Annotated in this window: 14 protein-coding genes; 1 reads left to right on the top strand and 13 read right to left on the bottom strand. The window is 72.3% G+C overall.

The annotated features are described in order from the left end of the window. Nucleotides 1–65: 65 nt before the first annotated feature. From SNOUR_RS13790 to SNOUR_RS13750, 9 genes are all read right to left on the bottom strand, one after another. Nucleotides 66–1,079 (bottom strand): carbohydrate-binding protein, encoded by a 1,014-nt coding sequence (locus SNOUR_RS13790; protein WP_067346840.1) that lies wholly within the window; start codon nucleotides 1,077–1,079, stop codon nucleotides 66–68. Between the two features lie 219 nt (nucleotides 1,080–1,298). Beyond that, complete coding sequence (locus SNOUR_RS13785; protein WP_067346838.1) at nucleotides 1,299–3,869, bottom strand: ABC transporter permease; 2,571 nt, start codon at nucleotides 3,867–3,869, stop codon at nucleotides 1,299–1,301. Nucleotides 3,870–3,991: 122 nt separating this feature from the next. Beyond that, the gene (locus tag SNOUR_RS13780; RefSeq protein WP_067358278.1) at nucleotides 3,992–4,798 is read right to left on the bottom strand and encodes an ABC transporter ATP-binding protein; all 807 of its coding nucleotides are present in this window, start codon (nucleotides 4,796–4,798) and stop codon (nucleotides 3,992–3,994) included. Between the two features lie 233 nt (nucleotides 4,799–5,031). Continuing rightward, nucleotides 5,032–5,742 (bottom strand): helix-turn-helix domain-containing protein, encoded by a 711-nt coding sequence (locus SNOUR_RS13775; protein ID WP_067346836.1) that lies wholly within the window; start codon nucleotides 5,740–5,742, stop codon nucleotides 5,032–5,034. A 159-nt stretch (nucleotides 5,743–5,901) separates the two neighbouring features. Further along, nucleotides 5,902–6,765 carry a carbohydrate ABC transporter permease gene (locus SNOUR_RS13770; protein ID WP_067346835.1) on the bottom strand — a complete coding sequence of 288 codons (864 nt, stop codon included), beginning with the start codon at nucleotides 6,763–6,765 and terminating at the stop codon, nucleotides 5,902–5,904. Beyond that, complete coding sequence (locus SNOUR_RS13765; protein WP_067346833.1) at nucleotides 6,765–7,622, bottom strand: carbohydrate ABC transporter permease; 858 nt, start codon at nucleotides 7,620–7,622, stop codon at nucleotides 6,765–6,767. Before SNOUR_RS13765 ends, SNOUR_RS13770 begins: the two co-directional genes overlap by 1 nt. Then, nucleotides 7,619–8,980, bottom strand: coding sequence for an extracellular solute-binding protein (locus SNOUR_RS13760; protein WP_067346831.1), 1,362 nt, complete (start codon nucleotides 8,978–8,980; stop codon nucleotides 7,619–7,621). Before SNOUR_RS13760 ends, SNOUR_RS13765 begins: the two co-directional genes overlap by 4 nt. Nucleotides 8,981–9,085: 105 nt before the next feature. Beyond that, nucleotides 9,086–9,766, bottom strand: a complete 681-nt coding sequence (locus SNOUR_RS13755; RefSeq protein ID WP_067346828.1) for a response regulator — start codon at nucleotides 9,764–9,766, stop codon at nucleotides 9,086–9,088. Next, nucleotides 9,763–11,418, bottom strand: coding sequence for a sensor histidine kinase (locus SNOUR_RS13750; RefSeq protein WP_067346826.1), 1,656 nt, complete (start codon nucleotides 11,416–11,418; stop codon nucleotides 9,763–9,765). Before SNOUR_RS13750 ends, SNOUR_RS13755 begins: the two co-directional genes overlap by 4 nt. Before the next feature lie 155 nt (nucleotides 11,419–11,573). Here SNOUR_RS13750 and SNOUR_RS13745 point away from each other — a divergent pair, with 155 nt between their 5' ends. After that, entirely contained in the window at nucleotides 11,574–12,974 is a 1,401-nt protein-coding gene (locus SNOUR_RS13745; protein WP_067346825.1) for a cation:dicarboxylate symporter family transporter, read from the top strand. Nucleotides 12,975–13,229: 255 nt separating this feature from the next. Here the strand turns inward: SNOUR_RS13745 and glgB are convergent, their stop codons facing one another. From glgB to SNOUR_RS13725, 4 genes are all read right to left on the bottom strand, one after another. Continuing rightward, a complete protein-coding gene (gene glgB / locus SNOUR_RS13740) occupies nucleotides 13,230–15,599 on the bottom strand; it encodes a 1,4-alpha-glucan branching enzyme (protein ID WP_376738513.1) in 2,370 nt (789 codons plus the stop codon). Nucleotides 15,600–15,693: 94 nt separating this feature from the next. Next, the gene (locus tag SNOUR_RS13735) at nucleotides 15,694–17,151 is read right to left on the bottom strand and encodes a maltokinase N-terminal cap-like domain-containing protein (RefSeq protein ID WP_067346823.1); all 1,458 of its coding nucleotides are present in this window, start codon (nucleotides 17,149–17,151) and stop codon (nucleotides 15,694–15,696) included. Nucleotides 17,152–17,565: 414 nt separating this feature from the next. Beyond that, nucleotides 17,566–19,302, bottom strand: a complete 1,737-nt coding sequence (gene treS / locus SNOUR_RS13730) for a maltose alpha-D-glucosyltransferase (protein WP_067346821.1) — start codon at nucleotides 19,300–19,302, stop codon at nucleotides 17,566–17,568. Then, complete coding sequence (locus SNOUR_RS13725; RefSeq protein ID WP_067346819.1) at nucleotides 19,299–21,302, bottom strand: alpha-1,4-glucan--maltose-1-phosphate maltosyltransferase; 2,004 nt, start codon at nucleotides 21,300–21,302, stop codon at nucleotides 19,299–19,301. Before SNOUR_RS13725 ends, treS begins: the two co-directional genes overlap by 4 nt. Nucleotides 21,303–21,943 lie beyond the last annotated feature (641 nt).

Below are 21,943 nucleotides of genomic sequence, written 5' to 3'. Positions count from 1 at the left end.
ACTCGGCACGGGCGGCGCACCGTTGAGGTGCGCCGCCCGTTTTCCTTGGGTTGCCCGTTCTCCGGCTACTGGTGGACGGTCCAGTGGTCGTCGGCGCCCGCCTGGATGAACTTCAGCGGCGGGCACAGGAACGCGTTCGGATCGGGGGCGGTGTCGGTCCACGGCGAGTCGGACGGGCCCGCCGGCTTCCAGGCACCGTTCCTGCGCAGCCGCACGGCGCTGCTGTCGAAGCTGGTGCGCTGCGCCTCCGTGCAGTAGTACCCCTCTCCCGTGGCCGGGTCGACGCTCGCGTAGATCTCGAACATGTCCCAGCCGTGGTCCAGCCCGCTCTGGTCCGTGCCCGACTGCCGGAACAGCAGGTCCCAGGCGGCGGTGCGGTAGTTGTAGAGGTAGGCCGACCAGCGGTTGGCGGCGTTGTCGTCCCGCACCATCTGCACGCTGTACGCGGCCGGCCCGCCGTTGCCGGGGGTGTAGTTCTTCAGGAAGGCGTCGTCGATGGGGACGGTCCTGGCCGGGCCGACCGTCCCGCACCAGTCCCAGGCCCAGATCTCGTTGCCGGTGTTGGTGTACGCGGTCACCACCTCCATGCACGAGTTCTGGGCCTTGGTGGTGGGCGCGTAGGTGACGTTGTCGGCGTCGGTGACCGTGTAGGACGGGTCGACGGTGTGGGTGGCCATGATGCCGTCATGCGTACCGGGCTGGGGGAAGACGCCCCACCAGTTGTGGGTGACCTGGCCCGCCCGGGGCGCCGCGGCGGTCGGCCGAACGCCGGGGAGTCGGGGGTGGTGCGTCCACGCCGGGCCGGATACGGCGCGGCGCCCGGCCAGGAACGTACGGGCGGCGTGCTCGCGCCCCGGGGTGCGGGCCGGGGTGCGTGCCCCGATGACGACGCCGGTGTGCGGGGCGGTGGGGGAGGGCGGCGGAGCGGTACGGGCCGCGGCCGGGTGGGTGGTGGCGGTGGCGGGGGCGGCCGGGGCCACCGCCACCAGGGCGATGAGGGCCGAGGCGGCGAGGGCCAGGGCGGTGAGGGACGAACGAGAGCGTGCTCGGGAAGCGGTTCCGAGTCCGGGGCTGTCCACGATTCCTCCAGGACCTGTGGGGGGTGGCCCGGGCTGGTCCGGGCGTGCCTGGGCCGACCTGCGCCGGAGTGCGTGTGCCTGTGCTGGCCTGGACCAACTGGGGCCTAATGGAATGTCCATGACAGTGCGTGGGGTGTCAAGGGATCCGGCGCAACGCCCGGTCCCCGCACCTCGGTTGAGGAGCGGGGACCGGGGGGTGAAGGCGGTCGGCGTACGGGACTACTGCGCGCCGATGGACTCCAGCGGGTTCAGGCGGGCGGCGCGGCGGGCGGGCCAGGCGGCCGCCAGGACGCCGACCACCAGGGCGATCCCGAAGAAGAGCGCCAACCGGCCCCAGGGCAGGACCATTTCGTACGTCGGGAGGGACTTGGCGGTCATGCTGCCGCCGGCCCAGGCGAGGAAGACACCCACGCCGATGCCGAGCACCGCGCCGAACAGGGAGATGACCACCGACTCCAGACGGACCATCTGCTTGATGCCGGTGCGGGGCAGCCCGATGGCGCGGAGCATGCCGATCTCGCGGGTCCGCTCGAAGACCGACATCGCCAGGGTGTTGACGACGCCCAGGACCGCGATGACCACGGCCATGCCGAGCAGCCCGTACATCATGTTCAGCATGGTGTTGATGGCGCCGGCGTCCTGGTTGCGCAGCGCGTCGCGGTCCTGGACCTTCAGCAGCGGGCTGTTGCCGAGGGCGTCGCGGATCTCCTTGCCCAGACCGGCGGAGGCGCCGTCGGCGGCCTTGACCAGCACCTCGTCGTCCTTGAACGGCTTCTTGTGCGGGTCGACCAGGGATGCCGCGCCCAGCGCGTCGCGGACGATCCTGTTGTCCTGGTAGATGCCGGTGATCGTCAGCTTCTGCTTCTTGGCCTTGCCGCTGAAGAACTCCGCTTCGACGGTGTCGCCGAGCTTCCAGCCCAACTCCTCGGCCTTGGTGCGGGACACCGCGATCCCGTTGCCCCGTACGGCGTCGTAGGAACCGCTGTCGAACCGGACGTCGGTCACCTTGGGCAGCTGGGCCAGGTCGGTGCCGGTGAGGGAGAGGAACCCGCCGCCCGTCGTCCTGACGGCGACCTGCCGCAGCGAGGCGACGGCCTCGACGCCCGGCACCCGCGCCGCCTTCTTCGAGAGCCGGGGGTCGATCCCGTCGAAGTGGGAGGAGGTGACCTGGTAGTCGGCCTTCAGGTCCTTGGCGACCATCTCGTCCGTGGCGCGCTGGACGGAGTTCCCGCCCACCGTCATGCCGGTGATCAGTGCGAGACCGATCATCAGCGCCGAGGCGGTGGCGGCGGTGCGGCGCGGGTTGCGCAGCGCGTTCTCCTTGGCCAGCTTGCCGGTGACGCCGAAGAGCCGGGTGGTGACCTTGCCGGCCAGCGCCACCAGCGGACGCGACAGCAGCGGGGCCAGGATGATCACGCCGGTCAGGGTGAGGACGCCGCCCGCCATAGCCACGGTCAGCGCGTCGCTGTCCTTCTGCGTGGAGACGTACAGCATGGCCGTCACTCCGAGGGCGGTGACCACCGCGCCCAGGGTGTTGCGGAGGACCAGGCCGCGCTGGGCCGGCGGCGCCTCGACGGTGTTCAGCGCCTCGATCGGAGCGATCCTGGCCGCCTTGCGGGACGGCAGCCAGGCGGCCAGCACGGTCACCAGCACCCCGACGCCGAGGGCGGTGAGCACCGCGGACGGGCTGATGATCAACGGGCCGTCGGGGAAGCCGGCGCCGGTGGCGTTCAGCAGCGGACGCAGGCCGACCGCGATTCCCAGGCCGAGCGCGAAGCCGACGGCCGAGGAGGCCAGCCCCAGCAGGCCCGCCTCGGCCAGCACCGAGCGCACCACCTGACGACGGGAGGCGCCGACCGCGCGCATCAGCGCGATCTCGCGGCTGCGCTGGGCGATGAGCATGGTGAAGGTGTTGGCGATGATGAAGACACCGACGAACAGCGCGATGCCCGCGAAGGTCAGCAGCATCTTCGTCAGCGAGCCGGTGCTCTCGGTGATGAACCTGGCCTCCTGGGAGGCGAGTTCGGTGCCGCTGGTGGCGACGGCGCGGTCCTTGGGCAGCAGTGTGCGGACCTGCTCGGTCAGTGCCTGGTTGTCGGTGCCGGGCTTGGCGGTGACCACCAGCTCGTCGTACTGGCCCGGGTGCAGAAACAGCTTCTGCGCGGTGCCGGTGTCGAAGAGCGCGAGGCTGGACCCCGACGTCACCTGCGGGTCGTCCGTGCCCACGATGCCGACCAGCTTCTTGGTCAGCGCCGGGCCGTTGGTCGCGAAACGCACGGTGTCGCCGAGCGCGTAGCCGCCGCGCTGCGCGGACTTGGCGTCCAGCGCGAGCTCGCCGGCGGAGGCCGGTGCGCGGCCCTCCTTCAGCGGGTAGCGGCTGTCCTTGCCGTCCCGGTCCGGGACGTAGTTGACGCCGCGGTTGCCCCACTCACGGCCGAGCGGCTGGTTGTCCTTGCCGACCACGATGGTGTCGCCGGACAGGGACGGGCGTACGGACGCCACGCCCGGCAGCGTGCGGATCCGGTCCGCGAGCGGGTCGGTCAGGGCGCTGTCGCGCCGGCCGTCCGCCGGCTCCTCGCCGTCGCCGTCGGCGGTGCGGGGGGACGTCGACTGCACGGAGACGGCGACGTCCTTGAGGTTCTTGGACATGGCGTTGCGGTACGCCGCGCCGACGGTGTCGCCGAAGATCAGCGTGCCGGAGACGAACGCGGTACCGAGGACGACCGCGAGCGCGGTCATCATCAGGCGGGCCTTGTGCGCGACGATGTTGCGCAGAGCTGTACGGAGCATGGTGGTGGTGTTCAGTCCTGGAGGTGGGCTGGGTCCTGGAGGTCCGCCGGGTCCGGCCTGGGGTCTGGCACCGGCCGGGGGCGGGGAGGGCCCGAGGATCGGGCGGGAGGCGCGTACGGCTCTCAGCTCGTACGGCCCTTGGCGTCGAACATGCGCATCCGGTCCAGGACGGTGTCCGCGGTCGGCCCGCGCAGCTCGTCCACGATGTGGCCGTCGGCCAGGAAGATCACCCGGTCCGCGTAGCCGGCGGCGACCGGGTCGTGGGTGACCATCACCACCGTCTGGCCCATCGCCTGCACCGACTCCCGCAGGAAGCCCAGCACCTCGGCGCCGGAGCGGGAGTCGAGGTTGCCGGTCGGCTCGTCCGCGAAGATGATCTCCGGCTGGGCGGCCAGCGCCCGCGCCACCGCGACCCGCTGCTGCTGGCCGCCGGACAGTTGCGACGGCCGGTGCCCGAGCCGCCCCGACAGGCCGACGGTCTCCACGACCCGGCTCACCCACTCCCGGTCGGGGCGGCGGCCGGCGATGTCCATCGGCAGCGTGATGTTCTCCAGCGCGGTGAGCGTGGGCAGCAGGTTGAACGCCTGGAAGATGAAGCCGATCTTGTCGCGGCGGAGCCGGGTCAGCTGCTTGTCGTTCAGCGAGGCCAGCTCCACGTCGCCGATTCGCGCCGAACCGGTGGATATCGCATCCAGCCCGGCCATGCAGTGCATCAGCGTGGACTTGCCCGATCCGGACGGCCCCATGATGGCGGTGAACCGGGCCCGCTCGAACTCCACGTCGACGGAGTCCAGGGCGACCACCCGGGTCTCGCCCTGGCCGTAGACCTTGCTCAGCCCCGCGGCCCGGGCGGCGACGGCCGTGGTGGCGGGGGACGCCTGGGTGGCGTGGGCGGGGAATTCCGGACGGGGGACGGCGGTGTGCGGCACCACAACTCCTGGGGGCGACGGGACGGACGGCGCGAACAGTGCGCAGCCAGCACCACTGACCTCGCAAAGCGCTGTCCCCATCTTCGATGCCGCAGGTCAGCCCATTCTTCGGCCGGAAGGACCGAAAGCCGCACCGGCCGGAAGTGCCACAGCCTGCGCCGGCGTCCTCCTCAGGACGGACGGCCGTCCGCCCGCAGACCGACGCGGACGTGTCCGGGCCGTGCCGGTGGGCGTCAGAGCGCCGACTCGCCGACCCGCCGCCAGAACTCCGCCGCGATGTCGTCGAGGAACTCCCGGCCCGCCCGCCCGGCCTCGCCGGCGGCGTCCCCACCGGTCCAGCTGAGCGAGGCGGTCATCCGGGCGTGGTACTCCTCGTGCAGTTCCTGGAGGGCCTGCTGGAGCCGTTCCTTGGGCAGTGGCGCGAGCTTGCCGACCGGGCGGACGTACCCCTGCCAGCGGGTGGTGGCGGCGCTGGTCAGCAGCTCCACGAGCCGGGCCTGCTGGCCGGTGAAGCGGATCAGTGCGGGCAGCGGCAGCCTGAGTTCGGCGGCCAGCGTCGCGGCCTGCCGGTCGGTGCCGGTCCACCGCCCGTCGGCCTCCAGCCGTTCGTACGCCGCCTGGTCCATGCCGATCCGCAGCGCCAGGTCGGCCGGCGCGAGACCGAGCGACAGCCGGAATTCGCGGAGCGTGCGGGGAGCGCCGAGGAGTTCGGCGGGGGCGCACCACAGGGCGCCGGCCAGCGCGGTCAGCTCGGCCTCGGTGGGGGCGCCCTCGCCCAATTCCCAGGAGGCCACCGTCGTCGGTTCCAGTCGAATTCCATAGGCGGCCCAGATTCCGTAGGCGACATGCGCGTGGGTCATGCCGAGGGCCTCGCGCAGCCGGCGGGCGGCGGCGGCGTTGAAAGGGGGCCTGACTGCATCCCCATCGTGCGTGTTCACCGGCACACGGTAAGTGACGGGGTGGCCGGACTCCTATCGTGTGGATGTCCAAGTTTGCCGGTTGGAGGAAGCTACGGAGTGTCCGCCGCGTCTGCGCCGACTTTCGGTCGTTTCCCGGCAATTCTCGCCGATCATGCTGCTGGCCAGCGGCTTCGTGGTGACGGGTCAGCCCTTCACGGCGCCGCCCAGGGTGAAGCCGCCGCCCAGCCGTTTTGAGATAAGGATGTACAGCAGGATCACTGGTGTCGAGTACAGGACGGAGAATGCGGCGAGTTCCCCGAAGGCGATCGCGCCGTAATTCCCGAAGAAAGTGAAAATGCTGACCGACGCCGGGAGTTGCTCCGGTGAGAGCAGCAACATGAACGGGACGAAGAAATTCCCCCACATCATGATGAAGGTGTAGACCGCGACGACCGAGAGGCCGGGCCCCATCAGCGGCAGGATGATCCGCAGCAGGGTCTGGAACCAGGACGCGCCGTCGGTCCACGCCGCCTCCTCCAGCGCCGCCGGCACCCCGTCCATGAAGTTCTTCATCAGCCAGACCGCGAACGGAAGTTGGGCGGCGGCCAGGAACAGCGCGGTGCCGTACCGGGTGTCGATCAGATCCACCCGGACGAACAGCGCATAGACCGGCACCATGATCGCGGTGACCGGCAGGCACGCCGAGAACAGCACGGTGAGCAGGTACGGCCGGGCGAAGCGGGACCGGAAGCGGGACAGCGGATAGGCGGCCAGCGCCGCGCAGCCCACCGTGAGCAGTGTCGCCCCGCCGCAGATCAGCAGGCTGTTGAGCATCGGCGTGAAGGTGATCTCGTCGGTGAGCACCGCCGTGAAGTTGTGCAGCGTGGGGGCGGCGGGCAGCCGCACCCGGAGCGTGGCCCGCTCGTCCAGCGACGCCAGCACCAGCCATGCCAGCGGCACCGCGAACGCCACCGCGACCACCAGCAGCGCGGCGTCGGCGGACGCCCGGCGCCGGACCGCCCGCCGCGCGAGCGGCCACCGCTCCCGGCGCCGTCGCCCGCCCCGCATCAGACCTCCTCCCGCAGCAGTCGCAGATACACCGCCGAGAACAGCGCGCCCACCACGAGCAGCAGCAGCGCCACCGCGGTGCCGTACCCGATCAGCGACTTCACGAACGCCTGGTCGTACATGAACACCGGCAGCGTCTGGCTCCGGTTGCCGGGGCCGCCCCGGGTGAGCGCCCAGATCAGCCCGAACACCGAGAGCGTCTGGAGGGTGTTGAGCATCAGGTTGGTGCCGATGGAGCGGCGGATCATCGGCAGGGTGATGTGCCACAGCCGCCGCAGCCCGCCCGCGCCGTCCACCTCCGCCGACTCGGTGACCTCCTGCGGGATCTCGGCCAGCGCCGCCGAGTAGACCAGCATCGAGAACGCCGTGCCGCGCCAGACGTTGGCGAACGACACCGCCAGGATCGGCAGCGTGAACAGCCAGTCCTGGGTGGGCAGATGGAGCCAGGCCAGCACGGCGTTGAGGGTGCCGCGCCGCTCGAAGAAGGTGTACAGCAAAAAGCCGGCCACGATCTCCGGGAGCACCCACGCGGTGATCACCACCGCGCCGGTCACCGTCCGCACGGGTCGCGACGCGCGCCGCAGCAGCCCGGCCAGCGCCAGCCCCAGCGTGTTCTGCCCCAGGAGCGCCGAGACCACGGTGAACACCAGGGTCAGCAGCACCGCGTTGCGGAACTCCGGATCGGCCAGCGCGTGCCGGAAGTTGGCCAGGCCGACGAAGGACGCCGACTCCTGGCCGGTGAGCTGGGTGTCGGTGACGGCGAGGTAGCCGCAGTATCCGACCGGGCCGGCCAGGAAGAGCACCAGCAGGACGGTGGCCGGCGCCAGCGGCGACCAGCGCAGCAGCCGGCGGGTCACGGCTTGGCGACGACGGCGCCGCCCGTCAGGGAGCGCACCGTGTCGTCGTAGCGGGCGGCGGCCTGCTCCGGCGTGGCGTCACCGGCGGTGACCGCCTCCGTCGCCTCGCCGATCGCGGCGGCGACCTGGCGGTACTCCGGCAGCGCCGGCCGGTACCGGCTCACCGCCACCAGCTGCGTGAAGAAGCCGATCCCGGGCACGGATGTCAGATACCGCGGATCGGCCGCGACGTCCTTGCGGACGGCGAGCTGGGCGCCCCGGGTGCACCACTCCCGCGCGTTGGCCTTCGACTGGAAGGTCTCGATCAGCTTCCAGCCGAGCGCCGGCTGCGGTGCCCGGGCGGGGATCGACCAGGTCCAGCCGCCGGCCAGGCTGACCCGGCCGGGCGGGGCGCCGGCCTGCGTCGGGAACGGCGCCTGGCCCAGCGTCCGGGCCCACTGCGGCCAGGGGGCGCCGCCGGTCTTCTGCCACTGCTGGCCGAGCCAGGAGCCGTCGAGGTCGATGGCGAGCTTCTGCTCGGGCAGCAGCTCGGCGGCCACATTGGTCTGGATGTTGGGGCTGAGCGCGTCCGAGACCTCCGGGCCCAGCTTCTCCCGGTAGACGGTGTCCAGGAAGCGGAGGCTGTCCTTGAAGCCTCGGGTGCCGGTGACCCACTTCTTCGCGGTCGGGTCGTAGAGCTGGTCGGGGCCGGTGCCGTAGAGCAGCATCTCGAAGCCCTGCATCACCGCGGCCTCGCCCGCGCCCTTGCCGGTGAAGACGTTCAGCGGGATCACCCCGGGCACCTTCCGCTTGACCGTGCGGGCCGCGTCCAGGACCTCGTCCCAGGTGCGCGGGTGCCAGTCGGCGGGCAGGCCGGCCTTGGCGAAGACCGTCCGGTTGAACCACAGCCCGCGGGTGTCCGTGCCGTCCGGGACGCCGTACGTCCTCCCGTCCTGCCCGCGGGCCGCGGCCTTCGCGGACGGCTCGAACTGCCGCCAGTCGTCCCAGGACTTCAGATACGGGTCCAGCGGGCGCAGCAGCCCCGCCCTGATGTCGGAGCTGATCAGGAAGGTGTCCTCGTAGACCAGGTCGGGTGCGGTCTTCGGGGAGCGCATCATCTGCTGGATCTTGGTGTAGTAGTCGTTCTCCGACGCCTGGACCGGGATCAGCTTGACCTTCTTGCCCGGGTTGGCCTTCTCGAACTGCCGCGCCACCAGGGCCACATAGTCGTCCCGGACCTTCACCCGGTTGTTGGTGTCCTTGATGAAGGCGACCTTGACGGTGTTCCGGTCGGCCCCGGAACCGCTGCCGCAGCCGGTGAGCGATCCGGCGGCCAGCACGGCGGCGGTGAACAGGACGACGGGGGTGGTGGAGCGCACGGCACGACCTCCAACGAACCACGGCCGGCCCACACGGGCCGGCCGGTCACGGTCAACTGGCCACGGCTTGCTCCCTGCTGAAAGTAAGTCACCGGTCACTCCCGGTCAATGCCCCGACCAGCGGTAGCGCAGCTCCGGGCGGCCGACCTGCCCGTACTGCGGGGCCCGGGCGGCCCGGGCGGTGTCCACCAGGTGCTCCAGATAGCGGCGCGCGGTGATCCGGGAGATGCCCACATCCGCGGCGGCCTCGGTCGCGGTCAGCCCGTCCGCGGCGGACCGCAGCACGTCCGTCACCGCCCGCAGGGTGGCCGCGGTCAGCCCCTTGGGCAGCGCCGCCGGCCGCGGGGCGCGCAGCGCCGCCAGCGCCCGGTCCACCTCGTCCTGCCCGCTGGCCTCCCCGGTGGTGGCGCGGAACTCGGCGTAGCGCAGCAGCCGGTCCCGCAGCGTCGCGAAGGTGAACGGTTTCAGCACGTACTGGACGACGCCCAGCGAGACGCCCTCGCGGACCATCGCCAGATCGCGGGCGGAGGTCACCGCGATGATGTCCGCGGCATGCCCGGCGGCGCGCAGCGTCCGCACCAGCTGGAGCCCGTGGCCGTCCGGCAGGAACAGGTCCAACAGCAGCAGGTCGACCGGGTGGTGGTCGAGGTGGCGGCGGGCCTCGGTGCCCGAGTGCACGGTGCCGGACACCGCGAAGCCCGGCACCCGCCCCACGTACAGGGCGTGCGCGGCGGCGGCGACCGGATCGTCCTCGACGACCAGCACCCGGATGGTGACGGCGCTCATCGGACCGCCCCCGCGGCCGCCCGCAGCGGCAGCCGCACGGTGAACCGCGCGCCGCCCTCCGGCCCCCGGTCCAGCCCGATCGTGCCGCCGTGCCGCCGCACCGCCTGCGCGACGAGGGCCAGCCCCAGCCCCCGGGCGCCGCCGCCGGCGCGCTGCTTGGTGCTCCAGCCGCGCCGGAAGACCTCCTCGGTGGCGTCCGCGGCGACCCCCGGCCCGTTGTCCGCGACGCACAGCAGCAGTTCGCCGCCGTCCGCCCGCGCGGTGACCCGCACCTGCGGCGGGGCGCCGTGCTCCTGGGGCGGGGCGGCGGCGTCGAGGGCGTTGTCGACGAGGTTGCCCAGCACCGTCACCAGGTCGCGGGCGGGCAGGTCCGGCGGGATCACCCCGTCGTCGATCCGGCTGTCCTCGGTCAGCACCAGCTCCACGCCGTGCTCGTTGGCCTGCGCCGCCTTGCCCAGCAGCAGTGCGGCCAGCACCGGTTCGGCGACCGCGCCCACCACCCGGTCGGTCAGCGCCTGCGCCAGCTCCAGCTCGGCGGTGGCGAACGTCACCGCCTCCTCGGCCCGGCCCAGTTCGATCAGCGAGACCACGGTGTGCAGCCGGTTGGCGGCCTCGTGCGCCTGCGAGCGCAGCGCCTCGGCGAAGCCCCGTACGGAGTCCAACTCGCCGGAGAGCGCCTGGAGTTCGGTGTGGTCGCGGAGGGTGACGACGCTGCCGCGGTGCTGACCGCCGGAGACCGGGGAGGAGTTGACGACCAGCACCCGCTCGCCGGTCAGATGCAGCTCGTCGACCCGCGGTCCGGTCGCCAGCAGCGCCTCGGTCAGCGGCTCCGGCAGCCCCAGTTCGGCGACCGGCCGGCCCACCGCGTCCCCGGCCGGCCCCAGCAGCTCCCGCCCGCCGTCGTTGATCAGCGCCACCCGGCCCGTCCCGTCGATCATCAACAGCCCCTCGCGGACGGCGTGCAGCGCGGCCTCGTGGTAGTCGTACATCCGGCTCAGCTCGGCGGCGTTCATCCCGTGCGTGTGCCGGCGCAACCGCGCGTTGACCACGTACGTGCCGGCGCCGCCCAGCGCCAGCGCAGCGGCGGCCACCCCGACCAGCGCCAGGACCTGGTCCCGCAGCTGCTGGCCGATGGTGGCGATGGTGATCCCGGAGCTGACCAGCGCGGTGATCGCGCCGCCCTGCCCGGGATCGCGGACCGGGGCGACGACCCGCACGGACGGGCCGAGCACCCCCATGTGGGTCTCCGGGAAGATCTCGCCGCGCAGCGCGGGGCCGATGTGGCCGAGGTACTTCCCGCCGATCGCGGACGGCTCCGGGTGCGTCCAGCGCGTACCGTCCGGCGCCATCACCACGACGAAGTCGACCCCGGCGTCCCGGCGCAGCCGCTCGCTGTACGGCTGGAGCGCGGCGGTCGGGTCCTTCGTGCGGGCCGCGGCCACCACGGCCGGGGAGTCGGCGACGGCGGTGGCCGCCGCGGTCGCCTGCCGCCGCGCGGTCTCCTCCGCCTGCCGTTCGGCGTTCACGTACGCGAAGACCGCGCAGCCCAGGACCACCACCGCCACCAGGACCACCTGCATGGCGAAGAGCTGCCCGGCGAGACTGCGGGGGCCGCGCAGCCGCCGTGACGGGCGGAAACGGGGGAGGCGCATACAGAACAGTCTGCCGGGTCACTTTTACGTGAACGAAATGTACGCAAGGGTGACGGGCGCCACACCGCCGTGCATAGTCGCCGGGACTTGTTGTGCGCCGCGAGCCGCGAGAGCTGCGCACAACCGTGACCCCCGTCAGGAAAGGTAGGGCAGCCGTGGCTGCACAGATCCCGTCGTCCCGGGGCACTGCCGAGGACACCCCACCGGCCAAGCGGGACCGGACCCATTTCCTGTACCTCGCCGTGATCGGCGCCGTGCTGCTCGGCATCGTCGTCGGATTCGCCGCCCCCGGCGTCGCCGTCCAGCTCAAACCGCTCGGCACCGGGTTCGTCAACCTCATCAAGATGATGATCTCGCCGGTGATCTTCTGCACCATCGTGCTGGGCATCGGCTCGGTCCGTAAGGCGGCCAAGGTCGGCGCGGTCGGCGGGCTGGCCCTCGGCTACTTCATGCTGATGTCCACCGTCGCGCTGGCGATCGGCCTGCTCGTCGGCAACCTCCTGGACCCCGGCTCCGGCCTGCACCTGACCGACGCGCTCCGGCACGCCGGCCAGGCCCAGACCGCCGGCGGCCACGAGTCCACCACCGACTTCCTCCTCGGCATCATCCCGACCACCCTGGTCTCCGCTTTCACCCAGGGCGAGGTGCTCCAGACCCTGCTGGTGGCACTGCTGCTGGGCTTCGGACTGCAGGCGCTCGGCCCGGCGGGCGAGCCGGTGCTGCGCGGCATCGGCCATGTGCAGAAGCTGGTCTTCCGGGTGCTGTCGATGATCATGTGGGCGGCGCCGGTGGGGGCCTTCGGCGCGATGGCCGCGGTCGTCGGCGCCACCGGGCTGGCCGCACTGAAGTCGCTGGCCGTCATCATGGTCGGCTTCTATCTGACCTGTCTGCTCTTCGTCGTCGTGGTGCTCGGCACGCTGCTCCGGCTGGTCGCCGGGGTGAACGTCTTCGCACTGCTGAAGTACCTCGGCCGGGAGTTCCTGCTGATCCTGTCGACCTCCTCCTCGGAGTCGGCGCTGCCCCGGCTGATCGCCAAGATGGAGCACCTGGGCGTCAGCCGCCCGGTCGTCGGCATCACCGTCCCGACCGGCTACAGCTTCAACCTCGACGGCACCGCCATCTACCTGACCATGGCCGCGCTGTTCGTCGCCGAGGCGATGGACAAGCCGCTCTCGCTCGGCCAGCAGGTCTCGCTCCTGGCCTTCATGATCATCGCCTCCAAGGGCGCGGCCGGGGTCACCGGCGCGGGCCTGGCGACGCTGGCCGGCGGCCTCCAGTCGCACCGGCCCGAACTGGTCGACGGCGTCGGCCTGATCGTCGGCATCGACCGCTTCATGAGCGAGGCCCGGGCGATGACCAACTTCGCCGGCAACGCCGTGGCCACCATCCTGATCGGCACCTGGACCAAGGAGATCGACCGCGACCGGGTCACCGAGGTGCTGGCCGGCCGGCTGCCGTTCGACGAGCGGACGCTGTCCGCCGACCCGCACGGCACACCGTCCCCCGCCGAGGCCGCCCCGCCGGCCGACGGCGGCAAGACGTCCGTCGGGGTCTGACCGGACGCGCAGGAGGGGAGAAGGGGCGGGCGCCGCGTGCGCCCGCCCCTTCGGCGTACGGCCTCGCCGGGTCGATTCCGGCCCGGCCCTAGGTGTTCTGTCCGATGGGTCATGGCCGGGTCCGCGGCGTCTGGCACGGCACCTCGCCGCGTTGCCGAAACGCCCCGATAGCTCCGCTATCGAGCCGCTCCGGCGCCTTGCGATGCACCGCACCAGACGCCGCGGCCTTGCCGACCCTGACCCATCGGACAGGCCCTAGGCGGGCAGCAGCCAGATCGTGGCCAGCGGCGGGAGCACCGCCGCGATCGAGGTGCGGCGGCCGTTCCAGGGGACCGGCTCGGTCTTGAGCGGATCGGGGTTGGCGACGCCGCTGCCGCCGAAGCGCGGGTCGTCGGTGTTGAGGACCTCGCGCCAGACGGGTACGTCGCCGGGGACGCCCAGCCGGTAGTCGTGCCGGACGACCGGGGAGAAGTTGGTGACCGAGATCAGCGGACCGCCTCCCCCCTTGCCCGGACCGCCGGGGCGGTGTCCCGATGCCGCGTGGCGGAGGAAGGAGAAGACGTTGTCCTCGCCGGCGTCGCCGTCGATCCAGGAGAAGCCGGCCGGGTCGGTGTCGCGCTCCCACAGCGCGGGCGTGGCCGCGTAGCGGCGGTTCAGCTCGCGCACCAGGTCGCGGACGCCCCGGTGGTCCGCCTCCGCCTCGTAGGACGGGTCCAGCAGCCACCAGTCCGGGCCGTGGCTCTCCGCCCACTCCGCGCCCTGGGCGAACTCCTGCCCCATGAAGAGCAGTTGCTTGCCCGGGTGGGCCCACATGAAGCCCAGGTACGCCCGGTGGTTGGCGCGCTGCTGCCACCAGTCGCCGGGCATCTTCGACACCAGCGCCCGCTTGCCGTGCACCACCTCGTCGTGCGAGATCGGCAGCACGTAGTTCTCCGAGTAGGCGTAGATCATCGAGAAGGTCATCTCGCCGTGGTGGTACTTGCGGTGCACCGGCTCCTTCTCGACGTACCCCAGGGAGTCGTGCATCCAGCCCATGTTCCACTTCAGGCCGAAGCCCAGCCCGCCGAAGCCGCCCGGCCCCACGTGGTGCGTGGCGCGGGTGACGCCGTCCCAGGCGGTGGACTCCTCGGCGATGGTGACGACGCCGGGGCAGCGGCGGTAGACCGTCGCGTTCATCTCCTGGAGGAAGGCGACCGCGTCGAGGTTCTCCCGGCCGCCGTGGACGTTCGGCGTCCAACCGCCGTCCTCGCGCGAGTAGTCGAGGTAGAGCATCGAGGCGACCGCGTCGACCCGCAGCCCGTCGATGTGGAACTCCTCGCACCAGTAAACCGCGTTGGCGACCAGGAAGTTGCGCACCTCGGTGCGGCCGTAGTCGAACTCCAACGTGCCCCAGTCCGGGTGCGCGGCCCGCGCCGGGTCCCCGGGCTCGTACAGCGGCCGCCCGTCGAACTCCGCCAGCGCCCAGTCGTCCCGCGGGAAGTGCGCCGGCACCCAGTCCATCAGCACCCCGATCCCGGCCCGGTGCAGCGCGTCGACCAGGAACTTGAAGTCGTCCGGGGTGCCCATCCGGGCGGTGGGCGCGTAGAAGCCGGTCACCTGGTAGCCCCAGGAGCCGCCGAAGGGATGCTCGGCCACCGGCATGAACTCGACGTGGGTGAAGCCCAGGTCCTTGACGTAGGCGGGCAGCTGGACCGCGAGCTGACGGTAGGTCAGGCCCGGTCGCCAGGAGGGGAGATGCACCTCGTAGACGGAGAACGGCGCGGTGTGCACGGGGCGCGCGCCGCGCCGGCCCATCCATGTGGCGTCCCGCCACTGGTGGTGCGAGGCGTGCACCACCGAGGCGGTGGCCGGCGGACACTCGGTGCGCCGGGCCATCGGATCGGCCCGCACCGTCTTCGAGCCGTCCGGCCGGGTGATCTCGAACTTGTACAGCTCGCCCTCGCCGAGGTCCGGCAGGAACAGCTCCCACACCCCGGACGAGCCCAGCGAGCGCATCGGGGTGCCGGTGCCGTCCCAGTAGTTGAAGTTCCCGACCACCCGCACGCCCTGGGCGTTGGGCGCCCACACGGTGAAGCGGGTCCCGGCCACCCCCTGGTGCGTCATGACTCGTGCACCGAGCGCCTGCCACAGCTGCTCGTGCCGGCCCTCGGCGAACAGGTGCAGGTCCAACTCCCCGAGCGCGGGCAGGAAGCGGTAGGGGTCCCGCACGGTCGGCGCGGTGTCGCCGTAGTCCACCAGCAGCCGGTAGTCGGGGATCTCCCGGAGCGGCAGCACCCCCGCGAACAGCCCGTCCCCCTCGGCGTGCAGTGTCGCCCGCAGCCCCGGCGCCACGACCGTGACGCTCCCGGCACCCGGCCGCAGGGCCCGGAACAGCAGTCCGTCGGGCATCGGATGCGCGCCGAGCAGCGCGTGCGGGTCGTGGTGCGCCCCGGCGAGCAGCCGCCCGCGGTCCTCGTCGGACAGTGGCGCGGCCCGCCGCACGCCGCGGCCGGCGGCGTTCTGCGCACCGGTCCGCGCACCGGCCGGCGGCGGGCCGGGCGGGGGCACGGGAGCGGTGGGCCGGGACGGCGGTGCGGCGGCGGGCTCGCCGCTCTGGGGGGCGGCGGGAGAGGGGCGGGCGGTCACGGGTGGGGCCTCCTCGGGGCGGGGATCGGTCGGTCGGTTCCGGACGGACGGACGGACGGGGCGGGGCCGACGGGGCCGCCGCGCGGGCGCGGGCTCAGCCGGCCCCCGGGTCCCCGCAGGCCGCCAGCCGCCGGATCGCCGCCATCGGCACCGACAGCCAGTCGGGCCGGTGCCGCGCCTCATACAGCACCTCGTAGACGGCCTTGTCGGTCTCGTAGGCCCGCATCAGCTCCGGCGCGGAGCGCGGGTCCGGCCCGCCGGCCTCGGCGTAGCCCAGGCAGTACGCCGCGCGGGTGCGACGGGCCCAGTCCAGCGCCCAGGGGTCGCCGCCGGCCGGGCCGCTGCGGGCGGCGTAGTCGAACGAGCGGAGCATCGCGGCGACGTCCCGGACGGCCGGCTGCGGGCGGCGCCGCTCGGCCAGCGGCCGGGCCGGTTCGCCCTCGAAGTCGATCAGCGCCCAGCGGCCCCCCTCGACGGAGCGCAGCGTCTGCCCCAGGTGCAGATCGCCGTGGATGCGCTGGGCGGCCCAGCTGCGGCCGTCGTGCCCCATCGCGACGAGCGCGTCGAACGCGGTGCGCAGCCGCACCCGGTAGGGCTGGAGCACCGGCACCGCGCGGGCGGTCGCCTCCAGCCGCTCGTTCATCTGGGCGGCGATCGCGTCCAGCTGCGGGCGGCGCAGCTCGGTGGTGGGCAGCGCCTGGGCGAGCGCGGTGTGCACCTCGGCGGTGGCGTGGCCCAGCGCCCGCGCCGAGCGGGTGAAGTCGGCGCGCACCGCCAGCGCGTTGAGCGCGAGCTGCCAGCCGTCGGTGGAGCCGGCGAGGAAGGGCTGGAGGACGCCCAGGGTCGTCGCCTCGCCGTCGGGCCCGGGGTTCGCCGACTCGAACCACGCGGCGGGCGCCGGCACCCGCGCGCACCGGGCGCCGGCCAGCGCCCGCGGCAGCTCCAGATCGGGGTTGACGCCGGGCTCGATCCGCCGGAAGACCTTCAGAATGAACGTATCGCCATAGACGATCGAGGAGTTGGACTGCTCCACCGCGATCGGCCGGGCGGTCAGCCCCGAGGGGATGTCCGCGTCCGGTTCGCGGCAGAACCGCAGCGCCCCGATCCGGCCGGGCACCCGCAGCCGCTCCAGCAGCAGCCCGCACAGCCGGTTGTCCAGCAGCGCGTCGTAGACGGTGCGCCCGCGCAGCGGTCCGCCGGCCGGGCGGCCGAGCACCGCGGGCGCCAGGTGCGGGGGCGGCGCGGGGTGGGTGCCCAGCAGCAGTTGGTAGCAGTCGCCGCCGGCCGGGGTGCGGCTGGGCGGGGCGCTCTGCTGGGCGCGGACCAGCAGCTGGAGCAGGCCCGGTGCGCTGCCCTCGCCGGCGCACGGCAGCAGTTCGGTCGCCGCGACCAGCGTGAAGCCGGTGAGCAGCCGTCCCTTGCCGGCGAACCAGCGCTGCCGCGGCACCCACTCGGCCAGCAGCGGCACCAACGAGGAGAGCAGATCGGGCGCGGTGACCGGCGAGCGGTCGGGGGTGTGGCGGGTGGCACGGGTCGAGGCGGTGTCCGACATGGCGTCGCGTCCTTTCCCCGGGCACACGACAGACAGGGCAAAGTGTCCCGGAATGCGGCCTTTACGATGCAGCGGTGTGGGACGTGTCGGGCGAGATCGTCCTTACGCGCGAGCGTTTTCGCGTTTCTCGGCGTTCGCTTCGTGCGGTGGTGCCTGTCCCCGAGCTCCGACGGGCGGGAGGACCCCACCCGAGCCGGAAGACCGTCCATGGCCCACCCGGCCCGTGCGGTAGTAGGGAGGTTGCCCGAGCCAAAGGTCGAAAAACGCCCGCACGCGCCGGACGATCGCGTACGGGCGGGGGAACCCCAGGGGCCCGTGCCCGGTACGGCAGGGCCGGGCCGGGCTCCCTCGGATCCCCGGGGCCGGTCGTCGCCCTCCGGTCCGCGGGCGACGACGGGAAGGCGACGACGGCACCTAGACCGCGTTGGGCGCCTGCTGCGTGTTCCTGCGGAGCCGGAACCAGTAGAAGCCGTGGCCCGCCAGGGTCAGCAGGTACGGCAGCTTGCCGATGGCCGGGAAGCGGACGCCGCCGATGAGCTCCACCGGATGGCGACCGCTGAACGCCTGGAGGTCCAGCTCCGTCGGCTGCGCGAAGCGGGAGAAGTTGTTCACGCACAGCACCAGGTCGTCGTCGGTGCCGTCCTTGCCCGGGGATTCCCGGAGGTAGGCCAGCACCGCGGGGTTGGACGAGGGCAGCTCGGTGTAGCTGCCGAGCCCGAACGCCGGGTTCTGCTTGCGGATCTCGATCATCCGGCGGGTCCAGTGCAGCAGCGAGGACGGCGAGCTCATCGCGGCCTCGACGTTGGTGACCTGGTAGCCGTAGACGGGATCCATGATGGTCGGCAGGAAGAGCCGGCCCGGGTCGCAGGAGGAGAACCCGGCGTTGCGGTCCGGGGTCCACTGCATCGGGGTGCGCACCGCGTCCCGGTCGCCGAGCCAGATGTTGTCGCCCATGCCGATCTCGTCGCCGTAGTAGAGGATCGGCGAGCCGGGCAGCGACAGCAGCAGCGCGGTGAACAGTTCGATCTGGTTGCGGTCGTTGTCCAGCAGCGGGGCCAGGCGGCGGCGGATGCCGATGTTGGCGCGCATCCGCGGGTCCTTGGCGTACTCCGCGTACATGTAGTCGCGTTCCTCGTCCGTGACCATTTCGAGGGTCAGCTCGTCGTGGTTGCGGAGGAAGATGCCCCACTGGCAGCCGAACGGGATCTGAGGGGTCTTGGCGAGGATCTCCGAGACCGGGTAACGGGATTCCCGGCGGACCGCCATGAAGATCCGCGGCATGACCGGGAAGTGGAAGGCCATGTGGCACTCGTCGCCGCCGACCGCGTAGTCGCCGAAGTAGTCGACCACGTCCTCCGGCCACTGGTTGGCCTCGGCCAGCAGCACCGTGTCCGGGTAGTGCGCGTCGATCTCGGCGCGGACCCGCTTGAGGAACGCGTGCGAGGCCGGCAGGTTCTCGCAGTTGGTGCCCTCCTCGGCGTAGAGGTAGGGCACCGCGTCCAGCCGGAAGCCGTCGATGCCGAGGTCGAGCCAGAAGCGCAGGGCGGAGATCATCTCCTCCTGGACCGCCGGGTTCTCGTAGTTGAGGTCCGGCTGGTGGGAGAAGAAGCGGTGCCAGTAGTACTGCTTGCGGACCGGGTCGAAGGTCCAGTTGGAGACCTCGGTGTCGACGAAGATGATCCGGGCGTCGGCGTACTGCTTGTCGTCGTCCGCCCAGACGTAGTAGTCGCCGTACGGGCCGTCCGGATCGGTGCGGGACTCCTGGAACCACGGGTGCTGGTCGCTGGTGTGGTTCATCACCATGTCGATGATGACCCGCATGCCGCGGTGGTGGGCGGCGTCGACGAACTCCACGAAGTCCGCCAGGTCGCCGAATTCGGGGAGGACCGCGGTGTAGTCCGCGACGTCGTAGCCGCCGTCCCGCAGCGGGGATTTGAAGAACGGCGGCAACCACAGACAGTCCACCCCCAGCCACTGGAGATAGTCGAGCTTGGCCGTGATGCCCTTGAGGTCCCCGATACCGTCACCGTTGCTGTCCTGGAAGGAACGGACCAGGACCTCGTAGAAGACCGCCCGTTTGAACCATTCGGGATCGCGGTCCTTCGCCGGGGTGTCTTCGAACGTGTCGGGAACAGGCTCATTGACGATCAATTGGGTGACCCTCCGATCGGTGAGGACGGTCGCAGCGACAGCACATGAGCCGGCGCGAGCGAGCTGCCCGGCTCCAGGCGCACATAGTTGTCCCTGCCCCAGTGGTAGGTGTCGCCGGTGAGCTCGTCGCGCACCGGGAAGGACTCGTGCCGGCCAAGGCCGAGTTCCGGCATGTCCAACGACACCGTCGCCTCGTGGGTGTGGTGCGGGTCGAGGTTGACCACCGTGAGCACCGTGTCGGCTCCGGCCCCGTGTCCCACGCGCTTGGAGTACGCGAGGACGGCGTCGTTGTCGACCTGGTGGAAGTGCAGGTTGCGCAGCTGTTGCAGGGCGGGATGGCGGCGGCGGACGCGGTTGAGCGTGGTGATCAGCGGGGCGATGGTCCGCCCCTCGCGGGCCGCGGCGTCCCAGTCGCGCGGCCGGGGCTGGTACTTCTCCGAGTCCAGGTACTCCTCGCTGCCGGGCCGCAGCGGGGTCCCCTCGCACAGCTCGTAGCCCGCGTAGACGCCCCAGGTGGGGGAGAGGGTGGCGGCCAGCACGGCACGGATCTCGAAGGCGGGGCGACCGCCCTCCTGGAGGTAGGCGTGCAGGATGTCCGGGGTGTTCACGAAGAAGTTGGGCCGCAGGTAGGAGGCGCTCTCACCGGACAGTTCGGTGAGGTACTCGGTCAGCTCCTCCTTGGTGTTGCGCCAGGTGAAGTAGGTGTAGGACTGCTGGAAGCCGATCTGGGCGAGGGTGTGCAGCATCGCCGGGCGGGTGAACGCCTCGGCCAGGAAGAGCACATCGGGGTCGGTGCGGTTGATGTCGCTGAGGACCTTCTCCCAGAACGCCACCGGTTTGGTGTGCGGGTTGTCCACCCGGAAGATCCGGACGCCCCTGGCCATCCAGAAGCGCAGCAGCCGCTCGGTCTCCCGGACCAGTCCGCGGAAGTCGGTGTCGAAGGCGAGCGGATAGATGTCCTGGTACTTCTTCGGCGGGTTCTCCGCGTAGGCGATGGAGCCGTCGGCGCGGTGGTGGAACCACTGCGGGTGCAGGGCGACCCAGGGGTGGTCCGGGGAGCACTGGAGGGCGAAGTCCAGCGCCACCTCCATCCGCAGGTCGCGGGCGGTCCGCATGAAGTGGCCGAAGTCCTCGAAGGTGCCCAGGTCCGGGTGGAGCGCGTCGTGGCCGCCGGCCGGCGACCCGATGGCCCAGGGGGAGCCGACGTCGCCCGGGCCCGCGGCGAGCGCGTTGTTGGGGCCCTTGCGGTGGGACGTGCCGATCGGGTGGACGGGCGGCAGGTAGACCACGTCGAAGCCCATCGCGGCGACCGCCGGCAGCCGCTCGGCGGCGGTGCGCAGGGTGCCGCCGAGGCAGCTGCCGTCCGGTGCGGTCACGGCGCCCTCGGAGCGCGGGAAGAGCTCGTACCAGGAGCCGTACAGGGCTCTTCGGCGCTCGACGATCAGCGGCATCGGGCGGGAGACGGTGAGCAGTTCGCGCAGCGGATGGCGGTCCAGCGCCTCGGTGACCTCCGGGGCGAGCGCGGTGGCCAGGCGGGTGGCGGCCGGCAGGGTGGCGTCGCGCAGCGCGTCGACGGCGGCCAGCACCGCCTCCCGGCCGTCGCTCTTGGGGACCTCGGAGGCGGCCCGTTCGTGCAGCGCGGCGCCCTCGGCGAGGACCAGCTCGGTGTCGATCCCGGCCGGGATCTTCACCCCGGCGTGCCGGCGCCAGGTGGTGACGGGGTCGGACCACGCCTCGACGGTGAACGTCCAGCGCCCCTCGACGTCGGGGGTGACCTCGCAGGTCCACCGGTCGGTGCCGGGTTCGCGCTCCCGCATCGGGGTCCAGGGGCCGCACCGGCCCGCAGGGTTGCGCAGCACCACGTTCGCGGCGACCGCGTCGTGGCCTTCGCGGAAGACCGTCGCGGAGACCTCGAAGGTTTCGTCCACCACGGCCTTGGCCGGGCGGCGGCCGCAATCGATCTGCGGGCGGATGTCCAGTACAGGGATGCGACCGATCATGGGCTCACCTGGGATTGTGATGCTTTGCGGGGTTTTGTCCTTTCTATCCGCTCCACGGCGGGGGGACCGGGTGCGGGCATGGGCGCTCCTGTCCGCTTTCACTCTGCTGGCGGACGGCGCGGCGACCCCGAACGGGCCCCGCCGGCCGGGTGCGCGAAACGGCGTACCGGGTGAGGCTTCCCGTGCGCGGCGGCCGGGAAAGCCACGGGAATGTGAACTACCGATTCGTAACCGCTCACGCCGGGCGCTCCGGTGGGCAGGGGCCGCCGCCCTGGTGGGCGGCCGCGGCTCGGTGCTGACACGGTCGGCGTTCGCCTCCTCAACTCGGTGCGAGCACAGCGGAGTTGCGGTGTGCGGAAGTCCGTTGCCGCGCCGGGGCCCGTCGGCGCCACCACCGCAGCCTCTCGCCACGCGGGGGTCCGGACAAGAGCGCCTGAGGGGGTGGAATCGGCCATATCGACGGACCGGGCAGTACGGGCCGCCGGCGGTCGCCGCCCGCACGACCCTCACCTGGGGCGACGGCGCGCGACGGCGCCCGGTCGCCCGGCGCCGGGCGGTGCGCCGCCCTCGGGGGCCGGGCGGGGGATCCGGCCGCGACGGCGTGGCCGAAAAAAGCCGGCGTGGCCGGGGGAGCGAGCCCC

The organism is Streptomyces noursei ATCC 11455, assembly GCF_001704275.1.
Taxonomy (GTDB): Bacteria; Actinomycetota; Actinomycetes; order Streptomycetales; family Streptomycetaceae; genus Streptomyces; species Streptomyces noursei.
The sequence above is the reverse complement of the archived record's forward strand: the minus strand, read 5'-3'. Positions and strand labels throughout refer to the sequence as shown.